This window comes from Streptomyces sp. NPDC045701 (genome assembly GCF_056432045.1).
On the sequence record NZ_JBWKJV010000018.1, the window covers coordinates 38,761 to 64,530 of the forward strand.

At 72.5% G+C, this 25,770-nt stretch carries 21 protein-coding genes and 1 pseudogene; 16 read left to right on the plus strand and 6 right to left on the minus strand.

Annotation, left to right across the window (positions count from 1 at the left end):
• Position 1: 1 nt before the first annotated feature.
• The 5 genes from AC07DW_RS19910 (at position 2) to AC07DW_RS19930 (ending at position 5,660) form a co-directional block, all read left to right on the plus strand.
• Positions 2 to 874, plus strand: coding sequence for a TatD family hydrolase (locus AC07DW_RS19910; RefSeq protein ID WP_478858974.1), 873 nt, complete (start codon positions 2 to 4; stop codon positions 872 to 874).
• Between the two features lie 96 nt (positions 875 to 970).
• Positions 971 to 2,362: a ubiquitin-like domain-containing protein gene (locus tag AC07DW_RS19915; protein WP_478858975.1), complete on the plus strand. Its 1,392-nt coding sequence runs from the start codon at positions 971 to 973 to the stop codon at positions 2,360 to 2,362.
• The gene (rsmA, locus tag AC07DW_RS19920; protein WP_478858976.1) at positions 2,359 to 3,222 is read left to right on the plus strand and encodes a 16S rRNA (adenine(1518)-N(6)/adenine(1519)-N(6))-dimethyltransferase RsmA; all 864 of its coding nucleotides are present in this window, start codon (positions 2,359 to 2,361) and stop codon (positions 3,220 to 3,222) included. The genes AC07DW_RS19915 and rsmA overlap by 4 nt, the downstream gene beginning before the upstream one ends.
• A complete protein-coding gene (locus AC07DW_RS19925; protein ID WP_478858977.1) occupies positions 3,219 to 4,124 on the plus strand; it encodes a 4-(cytidine 5'-diphospho)-2-C-methyl-D-erythritol kinase in 906 nt (301 codons plus the stop codon). Before rsmA ends, AC07DW_RS19925 begins: the two co-directional genes overlap by 4 nt.
• 48 nt (positions 4,125 to 4,172) lie before the next feature.
• A complete protein-coding gene (locus AC07DW_RS19930) occupies positions 4,173 to 5,660 on the plus strand; it encodes an acyltransferase family protein (protein ID WP_478858978.1) in 1,488 nt (495 codons plus the stop codon).
• Here the strand turns inward: AC07DW_RS19930 and AC07DW_RS19935 are convergent.
• Positions 5,587 to 6,165, minus strand: a pseudogene (locus tag AC07DW_RS19935) (lipoprotein); the annotation flags it as partial. The gene AC07DW_RS19930 and the pseudogene AC07DW_RS19935 overlap by 74 nt on opposite strands.
• 98 nt (positions 6,166 to 6,263) lie before the next feature.
• Between AC07DW_RS19935 and AC07DW_RS19940 the strand changes: the two are divergent.
• The 5 genes from AC07DW_RS19940 to AC07DW_RS19960 all read left to right on the plus strand — a co-directional run bounded on the left by AC07DW_RS19940 (position 6,264) and on the right by AC07DW_RS19960 (position 13,131).
• Positions 6,264 to 8,069, plus strand: coding sequence for an ABC-F family ATP-binding cassette domain-containing protein (locus AC07DW_RS19940; protein WP_478858979.1), 1,806 nt, complete (start codon positions 6,264 to 6,266; stop codon positions 8,067 to 8,069).
• Positions 8,070 to 8,313: 244 nt separating this feature from the next.
• Positions 8,314 to 10,161 (plus strand): outer membrane protein assembly factor BamB family protein, encoded by a 1,848-nt coding sequence (locus tag AC07DW_RS19945; protein WP_478858980.1) that lies wholly within the window; start codon positions 8,314 to 8,316, stop codon positions 10,159 to 10,161.
• A 16-nt stretch (positions 10,162 to 10,177) separates the two neighbouring features.
• On the plus strand, positions 10,178 to 10,363 hold the full coding sequence (locus AC07DW_RS19950; RefSeq protein ID WP_478858981.1) for a hypothetical protein: 186 nt from the start codon (positions 10,178 to 10,180) through the stop codon (positions 10,361 to 10,363).
• 49 nt (positions 10,364 to 10,412) lie between these two features.
• Positions 10,413 to 12,167 (plus strand): outer membrane protein assembly factor BamB family protein, encoded by a 1,755-nt coding sequence (locus AC07DW_RS19955; RefSeq protein WP_478858982.1) that lies wholly within the window; start codon positions 10,413 to 10,415, stop codon positions 12,165 to 12,167.
• A gap of 223 nt (positions 12,168 to 12,390) precedes the next feature.
• Complete coding sequence (locus AC07DW_RS19960; RefSeq protein WP_478858983.1) at positions 12,391 to 13,131, plus strand: response regulator transcription factor; 741 nt, start codon at positions 12,391 to 12,393, stop codon at positions 13,129 to 13,131.
• 15 nt (positions 13,132 to 13,146) lie between these two features.
• Here AC07DW_RS19960 and AC07DW_RS19965 read toward each other — a convergent pair whose 3' ends face one another.
• Entirely contained in the window at positions 13,147 to 13,428 is a 282-nt protein-coding gene (locus AC07DW_RS19965; RefSeq protein WP_478858984.1) for a hypothetical protein, read from the minus strand.
• Between the two features lie 21 nt (positions 13,429 to 13,449).
• On the minus strand, positions 13,450 to 15,138 hold the full coding sequence (locus AC07DW_RS19970; protein ID WP_478858985.1) for a sodium:solute symporter family protein: 1,689 nt from the start codon (positions 15,136 to 15,138) through the stop codon (positions 13,450 to 13,452).
• A 264-nt stretch (positions 15,139 to 15,402) separates the two neighbouring features.
• On the opposite strand from AC07DW_RS19970, the gene galT reads away from it, so the two are divergent.
• The 4 genes from galT to AC07DW_RS19990 all read left to right on the plus strand — a co-directional run bounded on the left by galT (position 15,403) and on the right by AC07DW_RS19990 (position 19,637).
• Positions 15,403 to 16,473, plus strand: a complete 1,071-nt coding sequence (gene galT, locus AC07DW_RS19975) for a galactose-1-phosphate uridylyltransferase (protein WP_478858986.1) — start codon at positions 15,403 to 15,405, stop codon at positions 16,471 to 16,473.
• Positions 16,470 to 17,477, plus strand: coding sequence for a UDP-glucose 4-epimerase GalE (gene galE, locus AC07DW_RS19980; protein WP_478858987.1), 1,008 nt, complete (start codon positions 16,470 to 16,472; stop codon positions 17,475 to 17,477). The genes galT and galE overlap by 4 nt, the downstream gene beginning before the upstream one ends.
• On the plus strand, positions 17,474 to 18,616 hold the full coding sequence (gene galK, locus AC07DW_RS19985) for a galactokinase (RefSeq protein WP_478858988.1): 1,143 nt from the start codon (positions 17,474 to 17,476) through the stop codon (positions 18,614 to 18,616). Before galE ends, galK begins: the two co-directional genes overlap by 4 nt.
• Before the next feature lie 235 nt (positions 18,617 to 18,851).
• Entirely contained in the window at positions 18,852 to 19,637 is a 786-nt protein-coding gene (locus AC07DW_RS19990) for a LuxR C-terminal-related transcriptional regulator (protein WP_478858989.1), read from the plus strand.
• Here AC07DW_RS19990 and tamR read toward each other — a convergent pair.
• A complete protein-coding gene (gene tamR, locus AC07DW_RS19995) occupies positions 19,596 to 20,093 on the minus strand; it encodes a MarR family transcriptional regulator TamR (protein WP_478858990.1) in 498 nt (165 codons plus the stop codon). The two genes, AC07DW_RS19990 and tamR, sit on opposite strands and share 42 nt — an antisense overlap.
• Positions 20,094 to 20,224: 131 nt before the next feature.
• Between tamR and AC07DW_RS20000 the strand changes: the two genes are divergently transcribed.
• Positions 20,225 to 21,076 carry a trans-aconitate 2-methyltransferase gene (locus AC07DW_RS20000; RefSeq protein WP_478858991.1) on the plus strand — a complete coding sequence of 284 codons (852 nt, stop codon included), beginning with the start codon at positions 20,225 to 20,227 and terminating at the stop codon, positions 21,074 to 21,076.
• A gap of 82 nt (positions 21,077 to 21,158) precedes the next feature.
• On the opposite strand, the gene AC07DW_RS20005 is transcribed toward AC07DW_RS20000, so the two are convergent.
• Positions 21,159 to 21,836, minus strand: a complete 678-nt coding sequence (locus AC07DW_RS20005) for a TetR family transcriptional regulator (RefSeq protein ID WP_478858992.1) — start codon at positions 21,834 to 21,836, stop codon at positions 21,159 to 21,161.
• Positions 21,833 to 22,819, minus strand: coding sequence for an acyl-CoA desaturase (locus AC07DW_RS20010; protein ID WP_478858993.1), 987 nt, complete (start codon positions 22,817 to 22,819; stop codon positions 21,833 to 21,835). The genes AC07DW_RS20005 and AC07DW_RS20010 overlap by 4 nt, the downstream gene beginning before the upstream one ends.
• A 211-nt stretch (positions 22,820 to 23,030) precedes the next feature.
• On the opposite strand from AC07DW_RS20010, the gene ppc reads away from it, so the two are divergent.
• Positions 23,031 to 25,760 carry a phosphoenolpyruvate carboxylase gene (gene ppc, locus AC07DW_RS20015; protein WP_478858994.1) on the plus strand — a complete coding sequence of 910 codons (2,730 nt, stop codon included), beginning with the start codon at positions 23,031 to 23,033 and terminating at the stop codon, positions 25,758 to 25,760.
• Positions 25,761 to 25,770 lie beyond the last annotated feature (10 nt).

Genomic DNA, 25,770 nt, shown 5'->3' on the forward strand with positions numbered 1-25,770 from the left:
CATGAGTTCCAAGGACGCCCCGCCGCCGCTGCCCGAGCCCCTCGGGGTGCCGGTCGCCGATTCCCACACCCACCTGGACATGCAGTCCGGCACCGTCGACGAGGCCCTCGCCAGGGCCGCCGCCGTCGGCGTCGACACCGTCGTCCAAGTGGGCTGCGACCTCAAGGGCTCCCGCTGGGCGGCGGAGACGGCCGCCGCGTACGCCAACGTCCACGCCGCCGTCGCCCTGCACCCCAACGAGGCCCCGCGCATCGTGCTCGGCGATCCTGGAGGAGGCGGGTCCCGGCAGGGCGCCCGCGAGGCCGGCGGCGACGCGGCGCTCGACGACGCGCTCGCCGAGATCGACCGGCTCGCCGCACTCCCCGAGGTCAGGGCGGTCGGCGAGACCGGCCTCGACCACTTCCGCACCGGCCCGGAGGGCATCGCCGCCCAGGAACGGTCCTTCCGCGCCCACATCGAGATCGCCAAGCGGCACGGCAAGGCTCTCGTCATCCACGACCGGGAGGCCCACGACGACGTCCTGCGCATCCTCGCCGAGGAAGGCGCCCCCGAGCGGACGGTCTTCCACTGCTACTCCGGCGACGCCGACATGGCGCGCGTCTGCGCCGAGGCCGGGTACTACATGTCCTTCGCCGGGAACGTCACCTTCAAGAACGCCCAGCCGCTGCGCGACGCGCTCGCCGTCGCCCCGCTGGACCTCGTCCTCGTCGAGACCGACGCGCCGTTCCTGACGCCCGCGCCCTACCGCGGACGGCCCAACGCCCCCTATCTCGTTCCGATCACGGTCCGCGCCATGGCAGAGGTCCGTGGGATCGACGAGGAGGCCATGTCGACCGCGATCGCCGTCAACACCGCGCGGGCCTTTGATTACTGACCGATAACGAACACCGGCCGCACAGGGTAGCGCCGCGACACTGGGTAGTCGAGTCGCTTTGGAGAGTGACCGGTGCTCCGCTAGGGTCCCGGCCTCGTGAGCAACTCCCAGGGCAGTCACCGCGCCCCCGCCCGGGGCGCCCGCCACGCCTCAGGGGCGCCCGCCCCCGCCCCGGTCGCCGTGGCCGGGCGCGGGGAGTGGGACGCCACCGGGCCGAGCCCCGCGCCCCCGCCCGGCACCACGCCGGTCGCCGTGTACCGGGCACTGCCCCGCCAGAACGCGGGCACCCCGGCCGGCCTGGACCCCGAGGCGCCCACCCTCACGGCCGTACCCCCCGCGGGCCGCGCCGAGGCCCGCCGCGCCGCACGCCGCCGCAGGCCGCCCAAGCCCCGCGGCCCCGAAGGGCTGCGCCGACTCGTCCCGCAGGCCCTCGTCGTGGCGTTCCTCGCCGGCGGCACCAGCGCGTTCGTCGCCGACGACAAGGCGGTGCGGCTCAGCGTCGACGGCGTACCCCGCACCCTGCACACCTTCGCCGACGACGTCTCCGAACTCCTCGCCGACGAGGGGCTGACCGTCTCCGCACACGACCTCGTCGCCCCCGGCCCCCACCGGGCCATCGCCAGCGGCGACGAGGTCGTCCTGCGCTACGGCCGCCCCGTCACCCTCACCCTGGACGGGCAGCACCGCCGCGTCTGGACCACCGCCCGCACCGTCGACGAGGCGCTGCGCGCCCTCGGGGTCCGCGCCGAGGGCGCCTACCTGTCGGTGTCCCGCTCCGCCGCCATCACCCGCCGCGGCCTCGCCCTCGACGTACGCACCGAACGCACCGTGACCTTCATGGCCGACGGCCGCGAACGCACCGTCCGCACCAACGCCGCCACCGTCCGCGAGGCGGTGGACCAGGCGGGCATCACCCTCAGCGGCCGGGACACCACCTCCGTACCGCCCGACAGTTTCCCGCGCGACGGCCAGACGATCACCATCATGCGGATCACCGACACCCGGGAGGTCCACGAGGAACCCATCCCGTACCAGGTCCAGAGGATCGAGGACCCCACCCTGTTCAAGGGCACCGAGATCGTCGAACGCCAGGGCCGGCCGGGAGCGCGCCGGATCACCTACTCCCTGCGCACGGTCAACGGCGTCCGGCACACGCACCGCCGGATCGCCGACGAGGTCGTCCGGGAGCCGGTCCACCGGCGGGTCCTGGTCGGCACCAAGGCCAGGCCCGACTCCGTCGACGGCGCCGACCACCTGAACTGGGACGCGCTCGCCCAGTGCGAGTCCGGCGGCCGGCCCGACGCCGTGGACGCCTCCGGCACCTACGGCGGGCTGTACCAGTTCGACCCCGGGACCTGGCGTGCCCTCGGCGGCAGCGGCGTCGCCCAGGACGCCCCCGCCGCCGAACAGACATACCGGGCGAAGAAGCTCTACGTGCAACGGGGGGCGAGCCCGTGGCCGCACTGCGGCCGTAGGCTGTATCGGTGAGCACCACTGAGCCCGACGCCCTCCTCGGCCCCGCCGACATCCGCGAACTGGCCGCCGCACTGGGCGTACGTCCCACCAAGCAGCGCGGCCAGAACTTCGTCATCGACGCCAACACCGTCAGGCGCATCGTCCGCACCGCGGAGGTCCGCCCCGACGACGTCGTCGTGGAGGTCGGGCCCGGGCTCGGGTCGCTGACCCTGGCGCTGCTGGAGGCCGCCGACCGGGTGATCGCCGTCGAGATCGACGACGTCCTGGCCGGTGCCCTGCCCGCCACCATCGCCGCCCGCATGCCGGCCAGGAAGGACCGCTTCGCGCTCGTCCACTCCGACGCCATGCACGTCGAGGAACTGCCCGGCCCGCCGCCCACCGCGCTCGTCGCCAACCTCCCGTACAACGTCGCCGTACCCGTCCTGCTGCACATGCTCGACCGCTTCCCCACCATCGAGCGGACCCTCGTCATGGTCCAGGCCGAGGTCGCCGACCGGCTGGCCGCCCGGCCCGGCAACAAGGTGTACGGCGTGCCGTCGGTCAAGGCCAACTGGTACGCGGAGGTCAAGCGCGCCGGTGCCATCGGCCGCAACGTCTTCTGGCCCGCCCCCAACGTCGACTCCGGCCTGGTGTCCCTGGTGCGCCGCTCCGAGCCGGTGCGGACCACGGCCACCAAGCGGGAGGTCTTCGCCGTCGTCGACGCCGCCTTCGCCCAGCGCCGCAAGACGCTGCGCGCCGCGCTGGCCGGCTGGGCCGGCTCCCCGGCCGCCGCCGAGGCCGCACTGCTCGCCGCCGGCGTCTCCCCGCAGGCGCGGGGCGAGTCCCTCACCGTGGAAGAGTTCGCCCGCGTCGCGGAGGCCAAGTCAGCGTGACCGAGAGCATCACCGTACGCGTACCCGCCAAGGTCAACGTCCAGCTGGCGGTCGGCGCCGCCCGCCCGGACGGCTTCCACGACCTGGCCAACGTCTTCCTCGCCGTCTCCCTGTACGACGAGGTGACCGCGACCCCGTCCGACGGGCTGCGCGTCACCTGCTCCGGTCCGGACGCGGACCAGGTGCCGCTGGACGCCACGAACCTGGCCGCCCGCGCGGCGCTCGCCCTCGCCGGACGGCACGGCATCTCCCCGGACGTCCACCTCCACATCGCCAAGGACATCCCCGTCGCCGGCGGCATGGCCGGCGGCAGCGCGGACGGCGCGGGCGCGCTCCTCGCGTGCGACGCCCTGTGGGGCACCGGCGCCTCCACGGAGGAGCTCCTCGACATCTGCGCCGGGCTCGGCAGCGACGTGCCGTTCAGCCTCGTCGGCGGAGCGGCGCTCGGCACCGGCCGCGGCGAGCGGTTGGAGCCGCTGGAGGTCGGCGGCACCTTCCACTGGGTGTTCGCCGTCGCGGACGGCGGGCTGTCCACACCCGCGGTGTACGGGGAGTTCGACCGGCTCGTCGCCGGCACCGACGTCCCCGTCCCGGCCGCCTCGCCCGCCCTGCTGGACGCCCTGCGCACCGGCGACACCGCGCTCCTGGCGGGCGCCCTCGTCAACGACCTCCAGCCCGCCGCCCTCTCCCTGCGCCCCTCGCTCGCCGCCACCCTGGCCGCCGGCACCGGCGCGGGCGCCCTGGCGGGCCTCGTCTCCGGATCCGGCCCGACCACCGCGTTCCTGGTCAAGGACGAGGAAGCGGCCCGCACCGTCGCCGGCGCCCTGCTCGCCTCCGGGACCTGCCGCACCGCGCGCGTGGCCACCTCCCCCGCGCCGGGAGCTACTCAGATCCGCACCTGAGTACGAATGCCCTGACGCCGGTACGGCACCCTCCGGGACCGTACCGGCATGGCAACCAGCGTCTTCGAGCTCGCCGCCCGCACCCCCGACACCCGCGACCGGTACATCGACCTGCTGCGGGTCGCGTCCCTCGGGACCGTCGTGCTCGGGCACTGGCTGATGGCCGCCGTCACCGCCGACGGGTCCGTCGGCAACCTCCTGGCCGTCGTCCCGGAACTCCAGGTGCTCACCTGGGTGCTCCAGGTCATGCCCGTCTTCTTCTTCGTCGGCGGCTTCTCGCACGCCCTGTCGTACCGCTCCCGCCCCGGCTACGCCGCGTTCCTGCGGGCCCGCCTCCAGCGCCTGCTGCGCCCGACGTTGGTGTTCATCGGCGTGTGGACCGCCGTCGCGCTCGCCGTCCAGCTCGCGGGCGGCGACCGCGGCCTGACGGGCGTCGCCCTGCGCCTGGTCGCCCAGCCGCTGTGGTTCATCGGCATCTACCTCGCCATGGTGGCGTTCACCCCGCCGCTGCTGAAGCTGCACCAGCGGTATGGATGGGGAGCGTTCGCCGGGCTGGTGGCGGGCGCGGGAGCGGTGGACGCGCTGCGGTTCGCCGCCGGGGTGCCGTACGCCGAGTTCCTGAACTTCGCCTTCGTCTGGCTGGCCGTGCACCAGCTGGGTTTCCTGCGGGCGGACGGCCGGATCCGGCTGCCCGCCGCCCTGGCCGCGGGTGGCCTGGTGGGTGCCGCCGCCCTGGTGGCGCTCGGCCCGTACCCGCTGTCCATGGTCGGCATGCCGGGCGAGAAGGTCTCCAACATGGCCCCGCCCACCCTCGCGCTGCTGTGCCACGCCCTGTGGCTGGTCGGCGCGGTGGAGCTGCTGCGGGGCCCGGGTGCCCGCCTGGCGCGGCGCCCCGCCGTGTGGCGGGCCGTCATCGCGGCGAACGGTGTCGCGATGACCGCGTTCCTGTGGCACCTGACGGCCATGCTCGGCGTGTACGGCGCGATGCTCGCGCTGGACGTGCCCCTCCCGGAGCCGGCGACCGGCGCGTGGTGGGCGCAGGTGCCGGTGCGGCTGGCGGTCGCGGCGGCGGTCACGGCCCTGCTGGTCGCCGTGTTCCGTGCGGTCGAGCGACCGCCGGTACGGCGGGCGCCGGAGGCCGCGGGGGGCTCGGGGCCCGTCGCGGCGCTCGGCATCACGCTGTGCCTGTTCGGCGTCCTGGGCCTGTCGATGGTGGGCTTCGGCGGCCTGCTGGAGGGGCGTACGGCCCTCCTGGTCGCCGTCCCCGTCACCGCCCCGGCGGCGGTCGGCACGGCGCTGGTGGGCTGGCTGCTGGTGGAGCGGGCGGGCCGCGCGAACCGACGGCCCGCGCGGGCGGCCCGGCCGGCCGGGAGCGGCGCCGGGGTCAGCCCGCGAGCGCGGTCGTCCGCTTCGCCAGCTCGTACGCCGGCAACATCGCCCTGTGCTCCCCGGCGTCCAGCCCGCCCAGGTGCACCACGACCGCGCCGCGCGGCGTGGCGACGGCGAACGCCCGCTCGGGCTTGGGTCCGTCGGTGAATTCGCTGCTGATGGTGTACGTCACCTCGGTGGCCGGCAGACCGCCCGCCTCCGTCTCGGTGTACGTGACCTTCGAGGCGTTCTTCTCCGCGCCGACGAACCCCGCCAGGATCTCACGCGGCTTCGCCCCGGCGTCCTTGCCCGTCCAGACGCGGAGGAAGCCGACGTTCCCGGCCGGCTTGGCGTCGACCTCGCAGACGAGCACGACCGGCCCCTGCTCGGCCAGCGCCGCGAAATCGGGGTCCCCGGACACCGTCACCTGCTCGGCGGTCCACTTCGGCGCCGTCTCGAACGTCACCGGCAGTGGGCACGGCGTCCCCGCGCCGCCCAGCGTGGTGCCGCCCTCGACCGGCTCGGGGCCGCCCTCCGTCGCCGCAGCGCTCGCCCCGGTCGCCGTGGCGGACGGCTTCGCCGCGGGGGCCCCGGCCGAGCAGCCGGTCAGCACCACGCAGGCCACCACCACCGCGCCGGCCCCGCGCAGCCACCCGTCTCGCCCCATGACCATCCACCCCCGCCTGACCGCCCGATCGAACGCCGCACGCTACCGCACCCCCGCGGCGACTACCCTGGTAGGTCGACCCCGCCCACCTGCACAGGAGTGAAATGGCCGTCAACCTGGTCAATGTCGAGGCAGTCAGCAAGGTGTACGGCACCCGTGCCCTGCTCGACGGTGTCTCCCTCGGCGTCTCCGAGGGGGACCGGATCGGTGTCGTCGGGCGCAACGGAGACGGCAAGACCACCCTCATCCGGATGATCGCCAAGCTGGAGGAGGCCGACACCGGGCGGGTCACGCACAGCGGCGGGCTGCGGATCGGGGTGCTCACGCAGCACGATTCGCTCGATTCGGCCGCCACGGTGCGCCACGAGGTCATCGGGGACCTCGCCGACCACGAGTGGGCCGGCAGCTCCAAGATCCGGGACGTGCTCACCGGGCTGTTCGGCGGGCTCGACCTGCCGGGGTTCCCGCAGGGGCTGGACACCGTGATCGGGCCGCTGTCCGGCGGCGAGCGGCGCCGCATCGCGCTGGCGAAGCTGCTGATCGCCGAGCAGGACCTGATCGTCCTCGACGAGCCGACGAACCACCTGGACGTGGAGGGCATCGCCTGGCTGGCCCGCCACCTCCAGGAGCGGCGCTCCGCGCTCGTGTGCGTGACGCACGACCGGTGGTTCCTCGACCAGGTCTGCACCCGGATGTGGGACGTCCAGCGGGGGTCGGTCCACGAGTACGAGGGCGGTTACTCCGACTACGTCTTCGCACGTGCCGAGCGGGAGCGCATCGCCGCCACGGAGGAGGTCAAGCGGCAGAACCTGATGCGCAAGGAGCTGGCGTGGCTGCGGCGCGGCGCCCCGGCGCGTACCTCCAAGCCGCGCTACCGCATCGAGGCCGCCAACGAGCTGATCGCCGACGTGCCGCCGCCGCGCGACACGAGCGAGCTGATGAAGTTCGCCAACGCGCGGCTCGGCAGGACCGTCTTCGACCTGGAGGACGTGACCGTCACCGCCGGGCCGAAGGTGCTGCTGAAGCACCTGACCTGGCAGCTCGGCCCCGGCGACCGCGTCGGCCTGGTCGGCGTCAACGGCGCGGGCAAGACCTCGCTGCTGCGTGCCCTCGCCGACGCCGCCACCTCGCGGGGCGAGGAGCAGCCGGCGGGCGGGCGGATCGTCGTCGGCAAGACGGTGCGCCTGGCCTACCTGTCGCAGGACGTCGCGGAGCTCCCGGCGACCCTGCGGGTGCTGGAGGCCGTGCAGCAGGTGCGTGACCGCGTCGACCTCGGCAAGGGCCGGGAGATGACGGCGGGGCAGCTGTGCGAGCAGTTCGGCTTCACCAAGGAGAAGCAGTGGACCCCGGTCGGCGACCTGTCCGGTGGTGAACGCCGACGGCTGCAACTGCTGCGGCTGCTGATGGACGAGCCCAACGTCCTGTTCCTCGACGAGCCGACGAACGACCTCGACATCGAGACGCTCACGCAGCTGGAGGACCTCCTCGACGGCTGGCCCGGGTCGATGGTCGTCATCTCCCACGACCGGTTCTTCATCGAGCGGACGACGGACAAGACCTTCGCCCTGCTCGGCGACGCCACGCTGCGGATGCTGCCGCGCGGCATCGACGAGTACCTGGAGCGGCGCCGACGGATGATCGAGACGGCCGCCCCCGCACCGGCCGCCGCCGCGTCCGCGCCGGTCAAGGAGAAGTCGGCGGGCGACTCCCGGGCGGCGAAGAAGGAGCTGCAGAAGATCGAGCGCCAGCTCGACAAGGTCTCCGAGAAGGAGTCCGCGCTGCACGCCCGGATCGCCGAGAACGCCACGGACTTCGAGAAGGTGGCCAAACTCGACGCGGAGCTGCGGGAACTGGCGTCGCAACGGGAGGACTTGGAAATGCGGTGGCTGGAACTCGCCGAGGACGCGTAGCCCGACGGGTACGTGGGGAAGCCGTGGAAAGCGGATAACGAGGGCGTCACAGGCCGGTCCTCCCTTGGGAACAGGGGCGGACCGGCCCCTTTCGTGTCGGTGCCGAGTGATAGAAAGAAGCCCCGCTCGACTCACGCAACACTGCGGAATCCATGTCCGATTCGCTCCTTTCCGGCGGTACGTGCGCGCCGGAATCGCGGGGGAGGCCGGTCGGGCAGCGGGCCGCACGAAGGGGGAAGCGCTGATGACTCAGCCGCCCAGCCAGCAACCGCCGCAGGGGGGCTTCGGGTCTCCGCAGGACCCGCACCAGCAGCCTCCTCAGGCACCGCAGCCGCCTGCCGCCGCACCCGGTCACGGGACACCGCCGCACGCCGCCCCGCCGCCGGCGCCGCCCCGGATGCCCCCCGGCCCGCCGCCGGCCACCGCACCGGGGTACGGCCACCCGCAGACGCCTCCGGGGCAGCCGGGCTACGGCTACCCGCAGACGCCTCCGGGCCAGCCGGGCTACGGCTACCCGCAGGCTCCCGGCCAGCAGCCCGGCCCGTACAAGGTGCCCGGGCCCTATGACCAGCCGAACCCCTACGGCGGCTACCCGGCCCAGCCGCAGTACCCCGGTGTGCCCACCCCGCCGCCCGCCGGCCCGCGCGGGCCGTTCAAGGGCAAGCCGGCCGCCATCGTGGCGGCGGCCGTCGCCGCCCTGCTGGTCATCGGCGGCGGCACGTATGTCGCCCTCAGCGGTGACGACAGCGACCCAAAGAAGCCCGACGCCAAGGGCTCCAGCGCCGCGCCGGCCCCGACGGGCTCCGACGAGGTCGACCAGGGCGACGGCACCGGCGACGGCCGCGACGCCGGTGACGACCTGAACGCCGGCCGCAAGGACGGCGAGGCCAAGGTCGAGTGGCTGGCGACCAACGACGTGGACCTGCCGCGCAACGGCGCGGACGTGTACGGCCCGTGGGTCGTCGGCGACACCGTCGTCAAGGCCATGTACAAGAGCGTCGTGGGGTACTCGGCGGCCGACGGCAAGAAGAAGTGGGAGGTGCCGTTCACCACCGAGGTGTGCACCGCCCCCGTGGCGCCCGCCGCGGACGGCACGATCGTCCTCGGCCTCAACGACAAGGCCGGCGAGAAGGCCGACTGCGTCGTGCTCCAGAAGATCGACCTCAAGACCGGCAAGGCCGGGTGGAAGAAGCCCGTGCCGCAGGGCACCGGCTTCAACGCGCTGTCCGACATGACGCTCGCCATCAGCGGCAACACCGTGACGGCCGCCGGCACCGGCAACGCCCACGGCTTCTCCCTCGCCGACGGCAAGCAGCTGTTCGGCACGCCGGACGCCGACTGCAAGCCGTTCGCCTTCGCGGGCGGGCCGAAGCTGATCGCCGCGTCCCGGTGCCGTACCGGTGACTACAACAAGACCCAGCACCAGGTCAGCGAGGTCGACCCGGCGACCGGCAAGCCGAAGTGGACGTACAGCCTGCCGGCCAACTGGGAGGTCACCAAGGTCTTCTCGGTGAGCCCGCTGGTCATCTCCACCGAGGAGCCCGACAAGAAGACCTGGAGCATCGTCGCACTGACGGACTCGGGCAAGCTGCGCTCGACGCTCGACGGCGGCAAGGACAAGTTCAACCCCAAGTGCGGCGGTTCCTTCGTCGTCTTCGGGGAGAACCTCCAGGGCTGCATCGGGGTCGCCGCCGACGCCGGCACGTTCTACATGTCGACGGAGCCCACCCAGCTCACCAACGGCACCAACGACGTGGTGGCGTTCGACCTGAACACCGGCAAGGCCAAGTGGCGCGCCCCCGCCGGGCCGCAGCGGACGATGACGCCGCTGCGCATGGAGGGCGGCAACGTGCTGCTGTACATGGAGGGTTCCTGGGACCGGGGCGGCGCCGTCGCGACCCTCGCCCCGACCGGCGGCGCGCCGAAGGTGCTGCTCCAGCACCCGGCGTCGACGGCCGAGATCGAGAGCGACTTCTACTCGCCCAGGTACGTGTACGCCGACGGCCGCTTCTTCATCGCCAGCGGTCGCGTCAGCGCCCGCAACGACACCGAGGAGAAGCAGACGAAGACGATGATGGCCTTCGGCAAGTAGGTACAGGGCCAGTTCGATGAGTCGGCCGATCCACCCGTCGTACGGCCCGTCCGGGCCGTACGACGTGGTCGCGTCCGCCGCCGCCCCGGGCACCTCCGGACCGCGCGCCCTGCCGGGGGTTCCGGCCGACCCCGCCCGGACGGGACGGGCAGGCGCGGCAACCGGCGATGACCACGGCTTCCGGTACGTGACCGCGTCCTGACGCCCCCCGCCATGAACCGACATCCTTCACTTCCAGAGGTACGCATCCCATGACGCAGCCACCGCCGCCGCCCAACCAGCCGCCGAACCAACCCCCCTCGGGAGGCTTCGGCGCCCCGCAGGACCCTCCCCCCGGCGGGTTCGGCGCCCCGACGCCCCCGCCGCAGGGCCCGGGCTACGGGTACCCGCACGCCCCGCAACCGCCGCAGACACCGCCCCCCGCCCAGCCGCCCGGCTACGGCTACCCGCAGGCGCCCGGCCAGTACCCGCCCCAGCAGGCCGGCTACGGCTACCCCACGGCTCCGATGCAGCAGCCCCCGCAGCCGATGCCACCGCGGGGAGGTGCCGGAGGCCGGAAGCTGTCCACGCAGATGCGGATTATCATCGCCGCTGCCGTCGCCGTGGTCCTGATCGTCGGCACCGGCATCTGGTACGCGGCTTCCAAGGACGACCCCGCGAACGACGCCAAGGGGTCCACCGGTACCAGCGAGAGCGGCGGCCAGGGAACCGGTGGCGGCGCCCCGGGCGGCAGCGGCGCGGAGAAGCCCCCCGCCAACACCCAGGCGAAGGTGGCGTTCCAGCTGCCGCTGCCGAAGGTCACCGACATCACCGACGTCAGCGGCTCCTGGACCACGGACAAGGCGTATGTGAAGACCGGCATCGAGTCGGTCGTCGGCCACGACATCGCCAAGGGCACGCCCCTGTGGACCACCGCGCTGCCCGGCCAGGTCTGCGCGGCCTCGCGGCACGTCAAGGACAACAGGACCGCGATCGTCTTCGAGGCGGCCAAGCGTGTGCCACCGAAGAACTTCCAGCCCTGCACCGAGGTCGGCGCCATCGACCTGACCACCGGCAAGCTGCTGTGGCGCAAGTCCGTCGCGAGCCCCGACTCCGGCGACGAGAAGGCCTCGTTCGACGAGGTGACCGTCGGCGCGGGCACGGTCGCCGCGGGCGGCCTGGACGGCGGCGCCGCCTGGGACCTGGCCACCGGCAAGGAGCTGTGGCGGCCGCAGATCAACGCCGAGGGCTGCGAGGACCGGGGCTACGGCGGCGGCGAGGCACTGGTCGCGGCGCGGCTGTGCGGTTCGCTCGACGACGGGTACCTGCTGATCCAGAACCTCGACCCGAAGACCGGCGCGCCCCTGTCGTCCTACAAGATGCCGGCCGGTGTCGAGGACGCGGGCATCGTCTCCACCAAGCCGCTGGTGGTCGCCGCCGACGTCGGTGACACCGCCGGTGACGGCTCCGGCATCTCGGACTTCTTCTCCATCGACGAGAAGACCGGCAAGCTCAAGGTGAAGATCGCGGCGGACGCCGAGCGGTACGCGGCCGAGTGCGACTCGACCGGCGTGGAGGTCTGTCACCGCGTGGTCGTCGGCAACAACCGGCTCTACCTGCCGACCGAGGACCACGAGGGCGGTGGCGAGTACGGCGACACCAACGAGATCGTGTCGTTCGACCTCACCACCGGCAAGCCCACCACCGACAAGGCCGACGCGGGCGACCGGTACTCGATGTTCCCGCTGCGGATGGACGGCGGCAACATCATCGCCTTCAAGAAGCCGCCGTACGACAAGGGCGGGCAGGTCGTGAGCATCGACGGCGGGACGTTCAAGCAGACCGTCCTGCTGGAGAACCCGTCCGACAAGGCCGTGCGGGACGCCGAGTCGTCCTTCGTCCTGGACTCCGCCGAGATCCTCTACACCGACGGCAGGCTGTTCATCGCCGACGACCTGTTCGACGCGCCGAGCGGCACGTCCACCGACCGGAAGGAGTACCTGGCCATCTCGTTCAGCACGAGCTGAGCCGTACCCACCGGTCGGACCGACGGCCCGGCACCCCGGCTCCTCCGGGGTCCCGGGCCGTCCACTTGGTGAGGCGCTTGTAGCCCCGTGCGGCGAACTATTCGACATTCCGGGGGGCTTTCGCCACGTAGGGGGCGCGCTCCGTCGAACAAGCGTGTAGCTTGCCGGGTCAACAGTGCCGGGGGCGGCGGGGGGCCGGGCCCCGGGGGATGGGGGATGGTCGATGGGCGTGCGGCTCATGGTGGTCGACGAGCACCGGCTGCTCGCCGAGGCGCTCGCCTCGGCGCTCAAACTGCGCGGGCACCGGGTGCTCGCCGCCGCCGCGCCCACCGCGGGCGCGGCCGAGCTGGTGGTGAGCCGGGCGCCCGAGGTGTGCCTGCTGGGGACGGCCGCACCGGCCGAGCCGGGGATCTTCGACCCGATCGTGACGATCAAGCGGGAGCGCCCGCAGGTGGCGGTGGTGGTGCTCGGCCCGGTGCCGTCGCCGCGCGGGATCGCGGCGGCCTTCGCGGCCGGCGCCTCGGGCTACGTACGCCACGACGAGCGCATCGAGGGCGTGGAGCGGGCCATGATGAAGGCTCGGGCTGGGGAGGCGGCGGTGGCGCCGCAGCTGCTCCAGGGCGCCTTCACCGAGCTGCTCAACCCGGTGGCGCAGCCGGACGACGAGGGGCAGCGGCTGCTGCGGCTGCTCACTCCGCGCGAGGTGGAGGTGCTGGTGCGGGTCGCGGAGGGCGAGGACACCAAGCTGATCGCGGCCGGGATGAGGATCGCGCCGAGCACCGCGCGTACGCATGTGCAGCGGGTGCTGATGAAGCTGGGTGTCGGGTCGCGGCTGGAGGCCGCCGCCCTCGCCGCCCGTACCGGGCTGCTCGACCGGGCGGCGTCCTCGGGGACGGTGGTCGCGCCCCGGTCGCCCCGGGTGCCGGGGGCGGCGGGGACGCCGCGGGGGCCGGACATCCCCTGATGCCCGGCCCCGGGTTCACTCGGCGGGCGGCGCCGGGGGCGGCGGGGCGACCGGGCGCAGCCGGAGCCAGATCAGGAAGAACAGCCCGAGGGCGAGCATGCCCAGGCCCGTCCAGAGGTTGATGTTGACGCCGACGGCCTTCTCCAGGTCCGCGTCGGACGCGGTGAGCCCGGCGACGGTGATGATGATCCCGTAGACCGTGAACAGGCCCCCGATGATGCGCCGGATGTCGAAGAGGCGGGCGGCGGTGGCGGACTTCTTCTCCAGCTCGGAGACTTCACGCTGCAGTTCGGACATGGCTCGGTGCCTCCGGGGTGGTCAGAAGGAGTACGGCAGGTAGCAGGCGGCGGCCAGGAGTACGGCTCCCCAGCCGAGCAGGGCGGGGCGCCGGTACCAGGCGTCGTCGCCCTCGGACGGCGCCTCCTCCATGCCCGGCGACCTCGTCCCGTACACCAGTCCCGCCAGCTGGGCCTCGGGCTTGGGGGCGGTGAAGAGCGTGACGGCCACCATCACCACCGCGCCGGCGACGAAGCCGACGATCGCCGAGACGAAGTTGGCGCCCTGGTCGGTGGGGATGGCGATGACGCCCTGCTTGTAGATGACGAAGTAGTTGACCATCGCGGCGACGGTGCCCGCGATCAGGCCCCAGAAGCCGGACTTGACGGAGGCGCGCTTCCAGAACATGCCGATGATGAAGACGACGAACATCGGCACGTTGAAGAAGGAGAACAGGGTCTGGAGGTAGCCCATGATGTTGGAGAAGCTGGCGGCGAGGAACGCGGTGCCGATGGAGGCGAGGACGCCGACGGCGGTGACGATCCGGCCGAAGCGCAGGTAGTACGTGTCGTCGCGGTCCTTGACCACGTACTTGGCCCAGATGTCCGCGGTGAAGACGGTGTTGAACGACGACACGTTCGCCGCCATGCCGGCCATGAAGGCGGCGAGCAGTCCGGTCACGGCGATGCCCAGGACGCCGTTCGGCAGCAGCTCCTGCATCAGCAGTGGGATGGCGTCGTTGTAGGTGAGGTCGGAGCCCGCGGTGCCGATCTTCGGGACGAGGACGGCGGCGACCAGGCCGGGGATCATCACCACGAACACGATGAAGATCTTGGGGAAGGCGGCGATCAGCGGGGTGCGCCTGGCGGCCGACAGGTTCTTCGCGGACAGGGCGCGCTGCACCTCGGCGAAGTTGGTGGTCCAGTAGCCGAAGGAGAGCACGAAGCCGAGGCCGAGGACGATGGTCAGCCAGTTGGCGCCCAGCGGGTTGGCGTCGCCTATGCCGGTGCCGCCCCAGGCGGAGAGGAAGTCGGAGCCGTGGCTCTTCTCCAGTGAGCCGGTCAGGCCGTCCCAGCCGCCGACCCGCTTCAGACCGAGGATGGTCAGCGGGATGAGCGCCGCGAGGATCACGAAGAACTGGAGCACCTCGTTGTAGATCGCCGAGGACAGGCCGCCGATGGTGATGTACGCCAGGACGAAGAACCCGGCGACGACGATGGAGACCCACTGCGGCCAGCCGAGCAGCGCCTCGACGACGATCGACAGGGCGTAGAGGTTGACGCCCGCGATGAGGATGGCGGCGAAGGCGAACAGCACGGAGCTGAGCAGGTGCGCCGGCCTGTCGAACCGCTGGAGCAGGAACTCGGGTACGGAACGGACCTTGGACCCGTAGTAGAAGGGCATCATCACCAGGCCGAGGAAGACCATGGCGGGGATGGCGCCGATCCAGTACCAGTGGACGACGGCCACGCCGTACTGCGCGCCGGTGGCGGCCATGCCCAGGATCTCCGTCGCTCCCAGGTTGGCGGCGACGAACGCCAGTCCGGTGACCCAGGCGGGCAGGGAGCGGCCCGAGAGGAAGAAGTCGAGGCTGGTCTTCACGCTCGCCCGGGCGGCGAAGCCGATGCCCAGGACCACGGCGAAGTAGATCGCCAGAATCGTGTAGTCGAGCCCGTTGGTGGGGAGCCGGAGCCCGTCGGCCAGGTACGGCCCATCGGCCAGGTGATGCATGAGTACTCGCTTCGTCGCGCGAACTGATCAGGCCGGAACCTACGCCTCCCCCTTCATGATCTGAACACTTCTGTTGGTTTTCTTTGTTTGATTGTGATCGGGTGAGGTGAAATGTCCGCAAGCAAGCGCTTACAACGTGAACCCGCGCCGCAGTCGTGGGTGGCCGAGCGCGCACGTGTCCCGGTCGTTGACGCAACCTGTTCACTTATGGTTGATTGTGTTTGTTTCTGTTGGGCATAGGTGCAAGGCGTGCGAGGAGCCCGAGTGAAGAAGACGTCGACCCGGCTGGCCGACGGCCGTGAGCTGGTCTATTACGACGCCCGGGACGACGTCGTGCGCGACGCCGTCGACCGGCGGCCCCTCGACCCGATCTCCACCACCTCGGAGATCCGCCGCGACCCGCTGCTGGGCGACTCCGTCGCCATCGCCTCGCACCGCCAGGGCCGTACCTACCACCCCCCGGCCGACGAGTGCCCCCTGTGCCCGTCGCGCGACGGGCGGCGGAGCGAGATTCCCGACGAGGACTACGACGTCGTGGTCTTCGAGAACCGCTTCCCCTCCCTCGCCGGTGACTCCGGCCGCTGCGAGGTCGTCTGCTTCACCTCCGACCACGACGCCTCGTTCGCCGACCTCACCGAGGACCGGGCCGCGCTGGTCCTGGAGGCATGGACGGACCGCACCGCCGAACTCGCCGAGGTGCCGGGCGTACGGCAGGTGTTCTGCTTCGAGAACCGGGGCGCCGAGATCGGCGTCACCCTCGGCCACCCCCACGGCCAGATCTACGCGTACCCCTTCACCACGCCGCGCACGGCGCTGATGCAGCGCTCCGCCGCGGCCCACCGCGCCGCCACCGGCCGCAACCTCTTCGACGACGTCGTCGGGCGCGAGCGCGCGGAGGCCGAACGGGTGGTCCTGGAGACCGCCGAGTGGGTCGCGTTCGTGCCGTACGCCGCCCACTGGCCGTACGAGGTGCACCTCTACCCCAAGCGGCGCGTGCCGGACCTGCTGGCGCTGGACGACGCGGCGCGCACAGAGTTCCCACAGGTCTACCTGGAACTCTTGAGGCGCTTCGACCGGATCTTCGACGCACCGGGTGACGTCCGGGGCGACGGGGAGGGCGAACCGCCGACGCCGTACATCGCCGCCTGGCACCAGGCGCCGTTCGGGGACCCCGAGCGCGACGACTTCGCGCTGCACCTGGAGCTTTTCACCATCCGGCGCACGTCCGGCAAGCTGAAGTTCCTCGCCGGCTCCGAGTCCGGCATGAGCGTGTTCATCAACGACGTGCCGCCGGAGGCCGCGGCCCGCCGACTGCGAGAGGTGGCGACCAAGTGAGCACAGCCAAGTACCTGGTGACGGGCGGGGCCGGCTACGTCGGCGGAGTGGTCGCCGCGCACCTGCTGGAGGCGGGGCACCGGGTGACCGTCCTGGACGACCTGTCGACCGGCTTCCGCGAGGGCGTCCCGGAGGGCGCGCACTTCATCGAGGGCCGCGTCCAGGACGCCGCCCGCTACCTGGACGCCTCCTACGACGGCGTCCTGCACTTCGCCGCCTTCTCCCAGGTCGGCGAGTCCGTCGTCGACCCGGAGAAGTACTGGGTGAACAACGTCGGCGGGACGATGGCGCTGCTGGCCGCCATGCGCGGGGCCGGCGTGCGCCGCCTGGTGTTCTCCTCGACGGCCGCCACCTACGGCGAGCCGGTGTCCACCCCCCTCACCGAGTCCGACCCCACCGCCCCCACCAGCCCCTACGGCGCCTCCAAGCTGGCCGTCGACCACATGATCACCGGCGAGGCCGCCGCCCACGGCCTGGCCGCCGCCTCGCTCCGGTACTTCAACGTCGCCGGGGCGTACGGGCGCCACGGCGAGCGGCACGACCCCGAGTCCCACCTCATCCCGCTGGTCCTCCAGGTCGCGATCGGCCGGCGCCCGTCGATCTCCGTGTACGGCGACGACTACCCGACGCCGGACGGCACCTGCGTGCGCGACTACATCCACGTCGCCGATCTCGCCGAGGCGCACCTGCTCGCCATGGACGCGATCACCCCGGGCGAGCACCTGATCTGCAACCTCGGCAACGGCAACGGCTTCTCGGTCCGCGAGGTCATCGAGACCGTGCGCGAGGTCACCGGCCACCCGGTGCCCGAGGTCGTCTCCGCCCGCCGCGGCGGCGACCCGGCGGTGCTGGTCGCCTCGGCCGCCACCGCGCGCGACCGGCTCGGCTGGAAGCCGTCCCGCCCGGAGCTGGCGGACATCGTGGCGGACGCCTGGGAGTTCGCGCGGTCCCGGGACGCGGAGGCCCGGGACGCGCGGGCCCGAGCGGCGGAGGCGGGCGCATGAGCGTCGCGGAGGAGTTCCACCGGCTGTACGGGTACGCCCCGGAGGGCGTGTGGGCCGCGCCCGGCAGGGTCAACCTGATCGGCGAGTACACCGACTTCAACGACGGGCTCGTCATGCCGCTGGCGCTCCCGCACACCGCCGTCGCCGCCGTGTCGCGGCGCACCGACGGGCGGTTGCGGGTCCACTCGGCCGACACCGACCAGGGCGTGGTCCAGCTCGACACCGGCGCCCTGGAGCCGCTCGCCGACACCGGCTGGGCCGCCTATCCGGCCGGGGTGGTGTGGGCGCTGCGCGAGGCGGGCCACGCCGTCACGGGCGCCGACATCCACCTCGCCTCCACCGTGCCCACGGGCGCCGGACTGTCGTCGTCGGCCGCCCTGGAGGTCGTCACCGCGCTCGCCCTGAACGACCTGTACGGGCTGGGGCTGTCCGCCCCGGAGCTGGCCGTCCTCGGGCAGCGCGCCGAGAACGGGTTCGTGGGCGTGCCGTGCGGCGTGATGGACCAGATGGCGTCGGCGTGTTGCACCGAGGGTCACGCCCTGTACCTCGACACCCGTGACCTGGCGACGCGCCAGGTGCCGTTCGATCTCGACGCCCGGGGCCTGCGGCTGCTGGTCGTCGACACCCGGGTGAAGCACGCGCTCGGCGACGGCGCGTACGCGGAGCGGCGCGCCGGGTGCGAGGCGGGCGCGCGGGCGCTCGGCGTGCGGACGCTGCGCGAGGTGGAGTACGCGCGACTGCGCGACGCGCTGCGGCGGTTGGATGACGAGACGGTTCGCTCGTACGTCCGCCACGTGGTGTCCGACAACCACCGCGTCGAGCGGACGATCGCCCTGCTGGACGCGGGTGACGTGCGGGCGGTCGGGCCGGTCCTCACCGATGGGCACGCCTCGCTCCGCGACGACCTGCGGGTCTCCTGCCCGGAGCTGGACCTGGTGGTCGCGGCCGCGACCGGCGCGGGGGCGCTGGGGGCGCGGATGACCGGCGGCGGGTTCGGCGGATCGGCGGTCGTGCTGGTCGAGGCGGACGCCGCGGACACGGTGACCAAGGCGGTCACGGAGGCGTTCGCGGCGGCCGGGTACACGGCTCCGCGGGTGTTCCCGGCGGTGCCGTCGGCGGGGGCGCGCAGGGTCGGCTGAGCGGGGCTCGGCGGGCGCGCGGGGGCGGTGAGTTTGCGCAACTCCCCTTCCCCCCGGGCCGTACCGCCGTACCCTGATGCTCGGCACCGGTGGGGGCCGGTGCTGTTCAGGGGGCGAGACAGCCGGGTACGACGCCCGGGGCGGGGGTAACAGTCACTGCACGGCGGCGGCCGTGCGACCACTGAGGCCTCGAACTCCGGGCGCCCTACCCGCAGCTGCTCCGTTTCCTCGACACATGGGGGTGTCAGTGGTCCGTATCCGGGTTCTGGTGGTGGACGACCATCGCATCTTCGCCGAGTCGCTGGCCGCGGCTCTGGCGGCCGAGCCCGACGTGGACGTCACGGCGGCCGGCAGCGGCCCCGCCGCGCTGCGCTGCCTGGACCGGGCGGCGGCCGAGGGCCGCAGGTTCGACGTGCTGCTGGTCGACGCCGACCTGGGCGTCGGACACGCCCCGGCGGTCGCCCGTGCGGTGCCGGACAACGGCGAGGGCGTCGTGGACGGCATCTCCCTGGTGGCCGGCGTCCGCGAGGGCCGCCCCGAGGTGCGCACGGTGGTGCTGGCCGAGAAGGACGACCCGGGCCGGGCGGCGCTGGCCCTCCAGGCGGGAGCCTCGGGCTGGGTCGCCAAGGACTGCTCGCTCCAGCGGCTGCTGACGGTGATACGGGGCGTGCTGCGCGACGAGACGCACCTGCCGCCCGCGCTGCTCACCGGGGTGCTGCGGGAGCTGACCGCGGCGCGCAAGCACCGTACCGAGAGCGAGCGGCTGGTGGAGTCGCTGACCCCGCGTGAGCGGGAGGTGCTGCGCTGCATGGTGGCGGGCCTGGGCCGCAAGGCCGTGGCCGAGCGCTTGTTCCTGTCCCCGCACACGGTGCGTACGCACATGCAGAACGTGCTGGGGAAGCTGGGCGTGCACTCCACGCTGGCGGCGGTCGCCCTGGCCCGCCGGGCGGGGGTGGGACCGGCGGAGCTGGGGCCGGGGCTAGCCGGGGATGTTGTCGAACGGGGCGGTCAGCTGGCGTAGCAGGGCGGCCAGTTCGGCCCGCTGGGCGCGCGACAGCTCCGCGAGAATGGCCCGCTCCTGCGCGAGGAGGCCGGCGAGGGCCTGGTCGGCACGGTCGCGGCCCTCCGGGGTGAGGCGGACCAGGACGCCGCGGCGGTCGCTGGGGTCGGGCAGCCGCTCGACGAGGCCCTTCTTGGCGAGCCGGTCGATGCGGTTGGTCATGGTGCCGGAGGTGACCAGCGTCTGGGTGAGCAACTGACCGGGGGAGAGCTGGTAGGGGGAGCCCGCGCGGCGCAGCGACGTGAGGACGTCGAACTCCCAGGGCTCCAGGTTGTGCTCGGAGAAGGCGAGCCGGCGGGCCCGGTCGAGGTGGCGGGCCAGCCTGGAGACGCGGCTGAGCACCTCGAGCGGTTCCACGTCGAGGTCGGGGCGCTCGCGGCGCCATGCAGCGACCAGACGGTCGACCTCGTCCTCCATGGCGATCAGTGTAGGCGATCTGTCGACGTGAAGTCTCTTGACGTCAAGAAATATCTAGCTGGACCATTGGGCATGACGGGGCCGGGACTCTGTTCCGCTTCGGTACTCCGTTCCAGCAAGGGGACTCAAACATGTATTCCGCACCGATCTGGGATCCACAGCAGTACCTGCGCCATTCCTCCCACCGCACCCGCCCGTTCCTCGACCTGCTCACCCGCATACCCGAACTGCCCGCCGCCGCGGAGGGCCGCTCACCCCGCATCGCCGATCTGGGATGCGGACCCGGCAACGTCACCGCCCTGCTCGCCGACCGCTGGCCGAACGCCCGCATCACCGGCTACGACCTCTCGCCCGAGATGCTGGAACAGGCCGAGAAGCACCATGCCGGCACCACCGAGGGCGGCGGCTGGCTCGACTTCCGCCCTGCCGACGCGGCCCACTGGACGCCCGACGAACCGTACGACCTGATCATTTCCAACGCGGCGCTCCAATGGGTGCCGAACCACCCCGAGTCCTTCCCCGTCTGGATCCAGGGGCTCGTCCCGGGCGGCACCCTCGCCTTCCAGGTCCCCGCCAACTTCACCTCGCCCAGCCACGCACTCCTCGGCGAACTGTGCGAGACCCCCCAGTGGCGCGCCCGGCTCACCGGCCACGGCCGCCGCTTCGTCCACATCCTCGACGCCGCCGACTACCTCACCCGCCTGGCCGACCTCGGCCTGGCCGTCGACGTCTGGGAGACCGTCTACTCCCAGCTCCTCCAGGGCGAGGACCCCGTCCTCGACTGGGTGAAGGGCACCGCCCTGCGCCCCGTCCTCACCGCTCTGGACGGCGACGGGGAAGCGGTCGCCGAATTCCTGGCCCAGTACCGCGACCTGCTCCGCAAGGCCTACCCGCCGGGCGCCCACGGCACGGTGTTCCCGTTCCGCCGCGTCTTCGCGGTCGCCACCAGGAGCCAGGAGCCGAGCCGGGAGCCGGCGGGGTGACGCCCCACTTACCGGGAACCCCGCCGCACAGCCGCGTCGGGGCGCGCCGCGCGTCGCGCCCGCGCCCCGACCCGGTCCCCGGTCAGCTCTTGCGGTGCCCTATCAGGCGCGGCTTCTGCTCCAGGCCGTCCAGCCCGTGCCACGCCAGGTTCACCAGATGCGCCGCGACCTCGGCCTTCTTCGGCTTGCGGGCGTCCAGCCACCACTGGCCGGTCAGGGCCACCATCCCCACCAGCGCCTGCGCGTACAGCGGCGCCAGCTTCGGATCGAAGCCCCGGGCCTTGAACTCCAGACCCAGGATGTCCTCCACCTGCGTGGCGATGTCGGAGATCAACGACGCGAACGTGCCCGTCGACTGCGCGACCGGCGAGTCCCGCACCAGGATGCGGAAACCGTCCGTGTACGTCTCGATGTAGTCGAGCAGCGCGAACGCCGCCTGCTCCAGCAGCTCACGCGGATGGCCCGCCGTCAGGGCGCCGGTCACCATGTCGAGCAACTGGCGCATCTCCCGGTCCACGACGACGGCGTACAGCCCTTCCTTGCCGCCGAAGTGCTCGTACACCACCGGCTTGGACACACCGGCCTTCGCGGCGATCTCCTCCACCGACGTGCCCTCGAAGCCCCGCTCGGCGAAGAGCGTGCGGCCGATGTCGAGCAGTTGCTGCCGGCGCTCCGCGCCCGTCATCCTGACCCGGCGCCCGCGCCTCGGTTTGTCGCTGCCACTCGTGCCACTGCCGTCGATCGCCACACCGTCCATCATGCCGCGTTCGCGGCCCGGTCCTGGCGTCGGGCTTCGATCCTGGACGCGGTCGGCCAGCGCACGTCGTAGGCCCAACCCAGCTTCTCGAACCAGCGGATCAGGCGCGCGCTGGAGTCGATCTGCCCCCGCATGACGCCGTGCCGCGCACTCGTCGGATCCGCGTGGTGCAGGTTGTGCCACGACTCGCCGCACGACAGCACCGCCAGCCACCACACGTTGCCGCTGCGGTCACGCGACTTGAACGGACGCTTGCCGACCGCGTGACAGATCGAGTTGATCGACCACGTCACGTGGTGCAGCAGCGCCACCCGCACCAACGAGCCCCAGAAGAACGCCGTGAAGGCGCCCCACCACGACCACGTCACCAGACCGCCCACCAGCGGCGGGATCGCCAGCGACAGCACCGTCCAGCCGATGAACCAGCGGGAGATCGCCCGGAGCGCCGGGTCTTTGATCAGATCGGGCGCGTACTTGGCCTGCGGCGTGCGCTCCTCGTCGAACATCCAGCCGATGTGCGCCCACCACAGGCCCTTCATCAGCGCCGGCACGGTCTCCCCGAACCGCCACGGCGAGTGCGGGTCGCCCTCCGCGTCCGAGAACTTGTGGTGCTTGCGGTGATCCGCCACCCAGCGCACCAGCGGCCCCTCCACCGCCAGCGAGCCCATGATGGCCAGCGCGATCCGCAGCGGACGCTTCGCCTTGAACGACCCGTGGGTGAAGTAGCGGTGGAAACCGATGGTGATGCCGTGGCAGCCGATGTAGTACATCGCCACCAGCAGACCCATGTCCAGCCAGCTCACCCCCCACCCCCACGCCAGCGGAACCGCCGCGAGCAGGGCCGCGAAGGGCACCGTGATGAACAGCAGCAACGTGATCTGCTCGATCGAACGCTTGCTGTCCCCGCCGAGCGTGGCGGCGGGCAGGTCCGGGGAAGGAGCGTCGGACGGGTCCGAATCGTGGAGCACGTCGGGGCTTGTGGTCATGGGGTCCCCTGAGGGTGAGGGATGAGACGGAAGCCGAGGCTACGGTTCCGTAACCTACGGCAACGTAAGTATGGCAGCGGTTCGGCGCGCGGCAAGAGGGTGGCGACGGCGCCGCCGGAAGCGACACCTATCCTTGGTTTCGTCGGACAGCGCGGTCCGCAGCCTCCAGTACCCCTCCAGACGTGCTCAAACACTGCAAGGAGCCGCACCTGTGAGCAGTGCCGACCAGACCCCTGCCGCCAGCGCCGAGCTGCGCGCCGACATCCGCCGACTGGGCGACCTGCTGGGCGAGACCCTCGTCCGCCAGGAAGGGCCGGAGCTCCTCGACCTCGTCGAGAAGGTCCGCCACCTCACCCGCGAGAACGGCGAGGCCGCGGCCGCACTCCTCGGCGACACCGACCTGGAGACAGCCGCCCGCCTGGTGCGCGCCTTCTCCACCTACTTCCACCTGGCCAACGTCACCGAGCAGGTCCACCGCGGCCGGGAACTGCGCGAGCGGCGCGCCGCCGAGGGCGGCCTGCTCGCCCGCACCGCCGACATGCTCAAGGACGGCGACCCCGAGCACGTACGCGAGACGGTCAAGAACCTCAACGTCCGCCCCGTCTTCACCGCGCACCCCACCGAGGCCGCGCGACGCTCCGTGCTCAACAAGCTCCGCCGCGTCGCCGAGCTGCTGGAAACCCCGGTCATCGCCTCCGACCGGCGCCGTCACGACCTGCGCCTGGCCGAGGCCATCGACCTCATCTGGCAGACCGACGAGCTGCGCGTCGTACGGCCCGAGCCGACCGACGAGGCCCGCAACGCGATCTACTACCTGGACGAGCTCCACGCGAACGCCGTCGGCGACGTCCTGGAGGACCTCGCCGCCGAGCTGGAGCGCGTCGGCGTCGAGCTGCCCCCCGGCACCCGCCCGCTCACCTTCGGCACCTGGATCGGCGGCGACCGCGACGGCAACCCCAACGTCACCCCCGCCGTCACCTGGGACGTCCTGATCCTCCAGCACGAGCACGGCATCACCGACGCCATCGAGCTCATCGACCACCTGCGCAGCCAGCTGTCCAACTCCATCCGCTACGCCGGCGCCACCCAGGAGCTCCTCGACTCCCTCCAGCAGGACCTGGAGCGACTCCCCGAGATCAGCCCCCGCTACAAGCGCCTCAACGCCGAGGAGCCCTACCGGCTCAAGGCCACCTGCGTCCGCCAGAAGCTGGTCAACACCCGCGAACGCCTCGCCAAGGGCACCCCGCACCAGGAAGGCCGCGACTACCTCGGCACCGCCGAACTGATCGCCGACCTCACCCTGATCCAGACGTCCCTGCGCGAGCACCGCGGCGGCCTGTTCGCCGACGGCCGCATGGACCGCACCATCCGCACCCTGTCCGCGTTCGGCCTCCAGCTCGCCACCATGGACGTCCGCGAGCACGCCGACGCCCACCACCACGCCCTCGGCCAGCTCTTCGACCGCCTCGGCGAGGAGTCCTGGCGGTACGCGGACATGCCGCGCGACTACCGGCAGAAGCTCCTCGCCAAGGAGCTCCGCTCCCGCCGCCCCCTGGCCCCCCAGCCCGCCCCGCTCGACGCGGCCGGCACCAAGACCCTCGGCGTCTTCCGCACGGTCAAGGAGGCCTTCGAGCGCTTCGGCCCCGAGGTCATCGAGTCGTACATCATCTCGATGTGCCAGGGTGCCGACGACGTCTTCGCCGCCGCCGTCCTCGCCCGCGAGGCCGGGCTCATCGACCTGCACGCCGGCTGGGCCAAGATCGGCATCGTGCCGCTGCTGGAGACCACCGACGAGCTCAGGGCCGCCGACGTCATCCTCAACGACATGCTCGCCGACCCCTCCTACCGGCGCCTCGTCTCCCTGCGCGGCGACGTCCAGGAGGTCATGCTCGGCTACTCCGACTCCTCCAAGTTCGGCGGCATCACCACCAGCCAGTGGGAGATCCACCGCGCCCAGCGCCGGCTGCGCGACGTCGCCCACCGCTACGGCGTCCGCCTCCGCCTCTTCCACGGCCGCGGCGGCACCGTCGGCCGCGGCGGCGGCCCCTCCCACGACGCGATCCTCGCCCAGCCCTGGGGCACCCTCGAAGGCGAGATCAAGGTCACCGAGCAGGGCGAGGTCATCTCCGACAAGTACCTCATCCCGTCCCTGGCCAGGGAGAACCTGGAGCTGACGGTCGCCGCGACGCTCCAGGCCTCCGCCCTGCACACGGCGCCCCGCCAGTCCGACGAGGCCCTCGCCCGCTGGGACGCCGCCATGGACGTCGTCTCCGACGCCGCCCACACGGCCTACCGGAAGCTCGTCGAGGACCCCGACCTGCCGACGTACTTCCTGGCCTCCACACCCGTCGACCAGCTCGCCGACCTGCACCTGGGCTCGCGGCCCTCCCGCCGCCCCGGCTCGGGCGTCTCGCTCGACGGACTGCGCGCCATCCCGTGGGTCTTCGGCTGGACCCAGTCGCGGCAGATCGTCCCCGGCTGGTTCGGCGTCGGCTCCGGCCTCAAGGCGCTGCGCGAGGCCGGCCTCGACGCCGTGCTCGACGAGATGTACGAGCAGTGGCACTTCTTCCGCAACTTCCTGTCCAACGTCGAGATGACCCTGGCCAAGACGGACCTGCGGATCGCCCGCCACTACGTCGAGACGCTCGTCCCGGAGAACCTGCGGCACGTCTTCGCCGACATCGAGGCCGAGCACGCGCTCACGGTCAGCGAGGTCCTGCGCGTGACCGGCGGTGAGAAGCTGCTCGACTCCAACCCGGTCCTCCAGCAGACCTTCGCCATCCGCGACGCCTACCTGGACCCGATCTCCTACCTCCAGGTCGCCCTGCTCGCCCGCCAGCGGGCCGCCGCCGAGCGCGGCGAGGAGCCCGACCCGCTGCTCTCGCGGGCCCTGCTGCTGACGGTCAACGGCGTGGCCGCCGGCCTGCGCAACACCGGCTGACCCGTACCGG

Coding starts and splice junctions, on each gene's coding strand:
- AC07DW_RS19940 (WP_478858979.1), top strand. CDS start 6,264: ATGGCCGTCAACCTGGTCAATGTCGAGGCAGTCAGCAAGGTGTACGGC.
- AC07DW_RS20010 (WP_478858993.1), bottom strand. CDS start 22,819: ATGACCACAAGCCCCGACGTGCTCCACGATTCGGACCCGTCCGACGCT.
- AC07DW_RS19945 (WP_478858980.1), top strand. CDS start 8,314: ATGACTCAGCCGCCCAGCCAGCAACCGCCGCAGGGGGGCTTCGGGTCT.
- AC07DW_RS19970 (WP_478858985.1), bottom strand. CDS start 15,138: ATGCATCACCTGGCCGATGGGCCGTACCTGGCCGACGGGCTCCGGCTC.
- AC07DW_RS19965 (WP_478858984.1), bottom strand. CDS start 13,428: ATGTCCGAACTGCAGCGTGAAGTCTCCGAGCTGGAGAAGAAGTCCGCC.
- AC07DW_RS20000 (WP_478858991.1), top strand. CDS start 20,225: ATGTATTCCGCACCGATCTGGGATCCACAGCAGTACCTGCGCCATTCC.
- tamR (WP_478858990.1), bottom strand. CDS start 20,093: ATGGAGGACGAGGTCGACCGTCTGGTCGCTGCATGGCGCCGCGAGCGC.
- AC07DW_RS19950 (WP_478858981.1), top strand. CDS start 10,178: ATGAGTCGGCCGATCCACCCGTCGTACGGCCCGTCCGGGCCGTACGAC.
- AC07DW_RS19955 (WP_478858982.1), top strand. CDS start 10,413: ATGACGCAGCCACCGCCGCCGCCCAACCAGCCGCCGAACCAACCCCCC.
- AC07DW_RS19960 (WP_478858983.1), top strand. CDS start 12,391: ATGGGCGTGCGGCTCATGGTGGTCGACGAGCACCGGCTGCTCGCCGAG.
- galK (WP_478858988.1), top strand. CDS start 17,474: ATGAGCGTCGCGGAGGAGTTCCACCGGCTGTACGGGTACGCCCCGGAG.
- AC07DW_RS20005 (WP_478858992.1), bottom strand. CDS start 21,836: ATGATGGACGGTGTGGCGATCGACGGCAGTGGCACGAGTGGCAGCGAC.
- AC07DW_RS19930 (WP_478858978.1), top strand. CDS start 4,173: ATGGCAACCAGCGTCTTCGAGCTCGCCGCCCGCACCCCCGACACCCGC.
- AC07DW_RS19910 (WP_478858974.1), top strand. CDS start 2: ATGAGTTCCAAGGACGCCCCGCCGCCGCTGCCCGAGCCCCTCGGGGTG.
- AC07DW_RS19990 (WP_478858989.1), top strand. CDS start 18,852: ATGGGGGTGTCAGTGGTCCGTATCCGGGTTCTGGTGGTGGACGACCAT.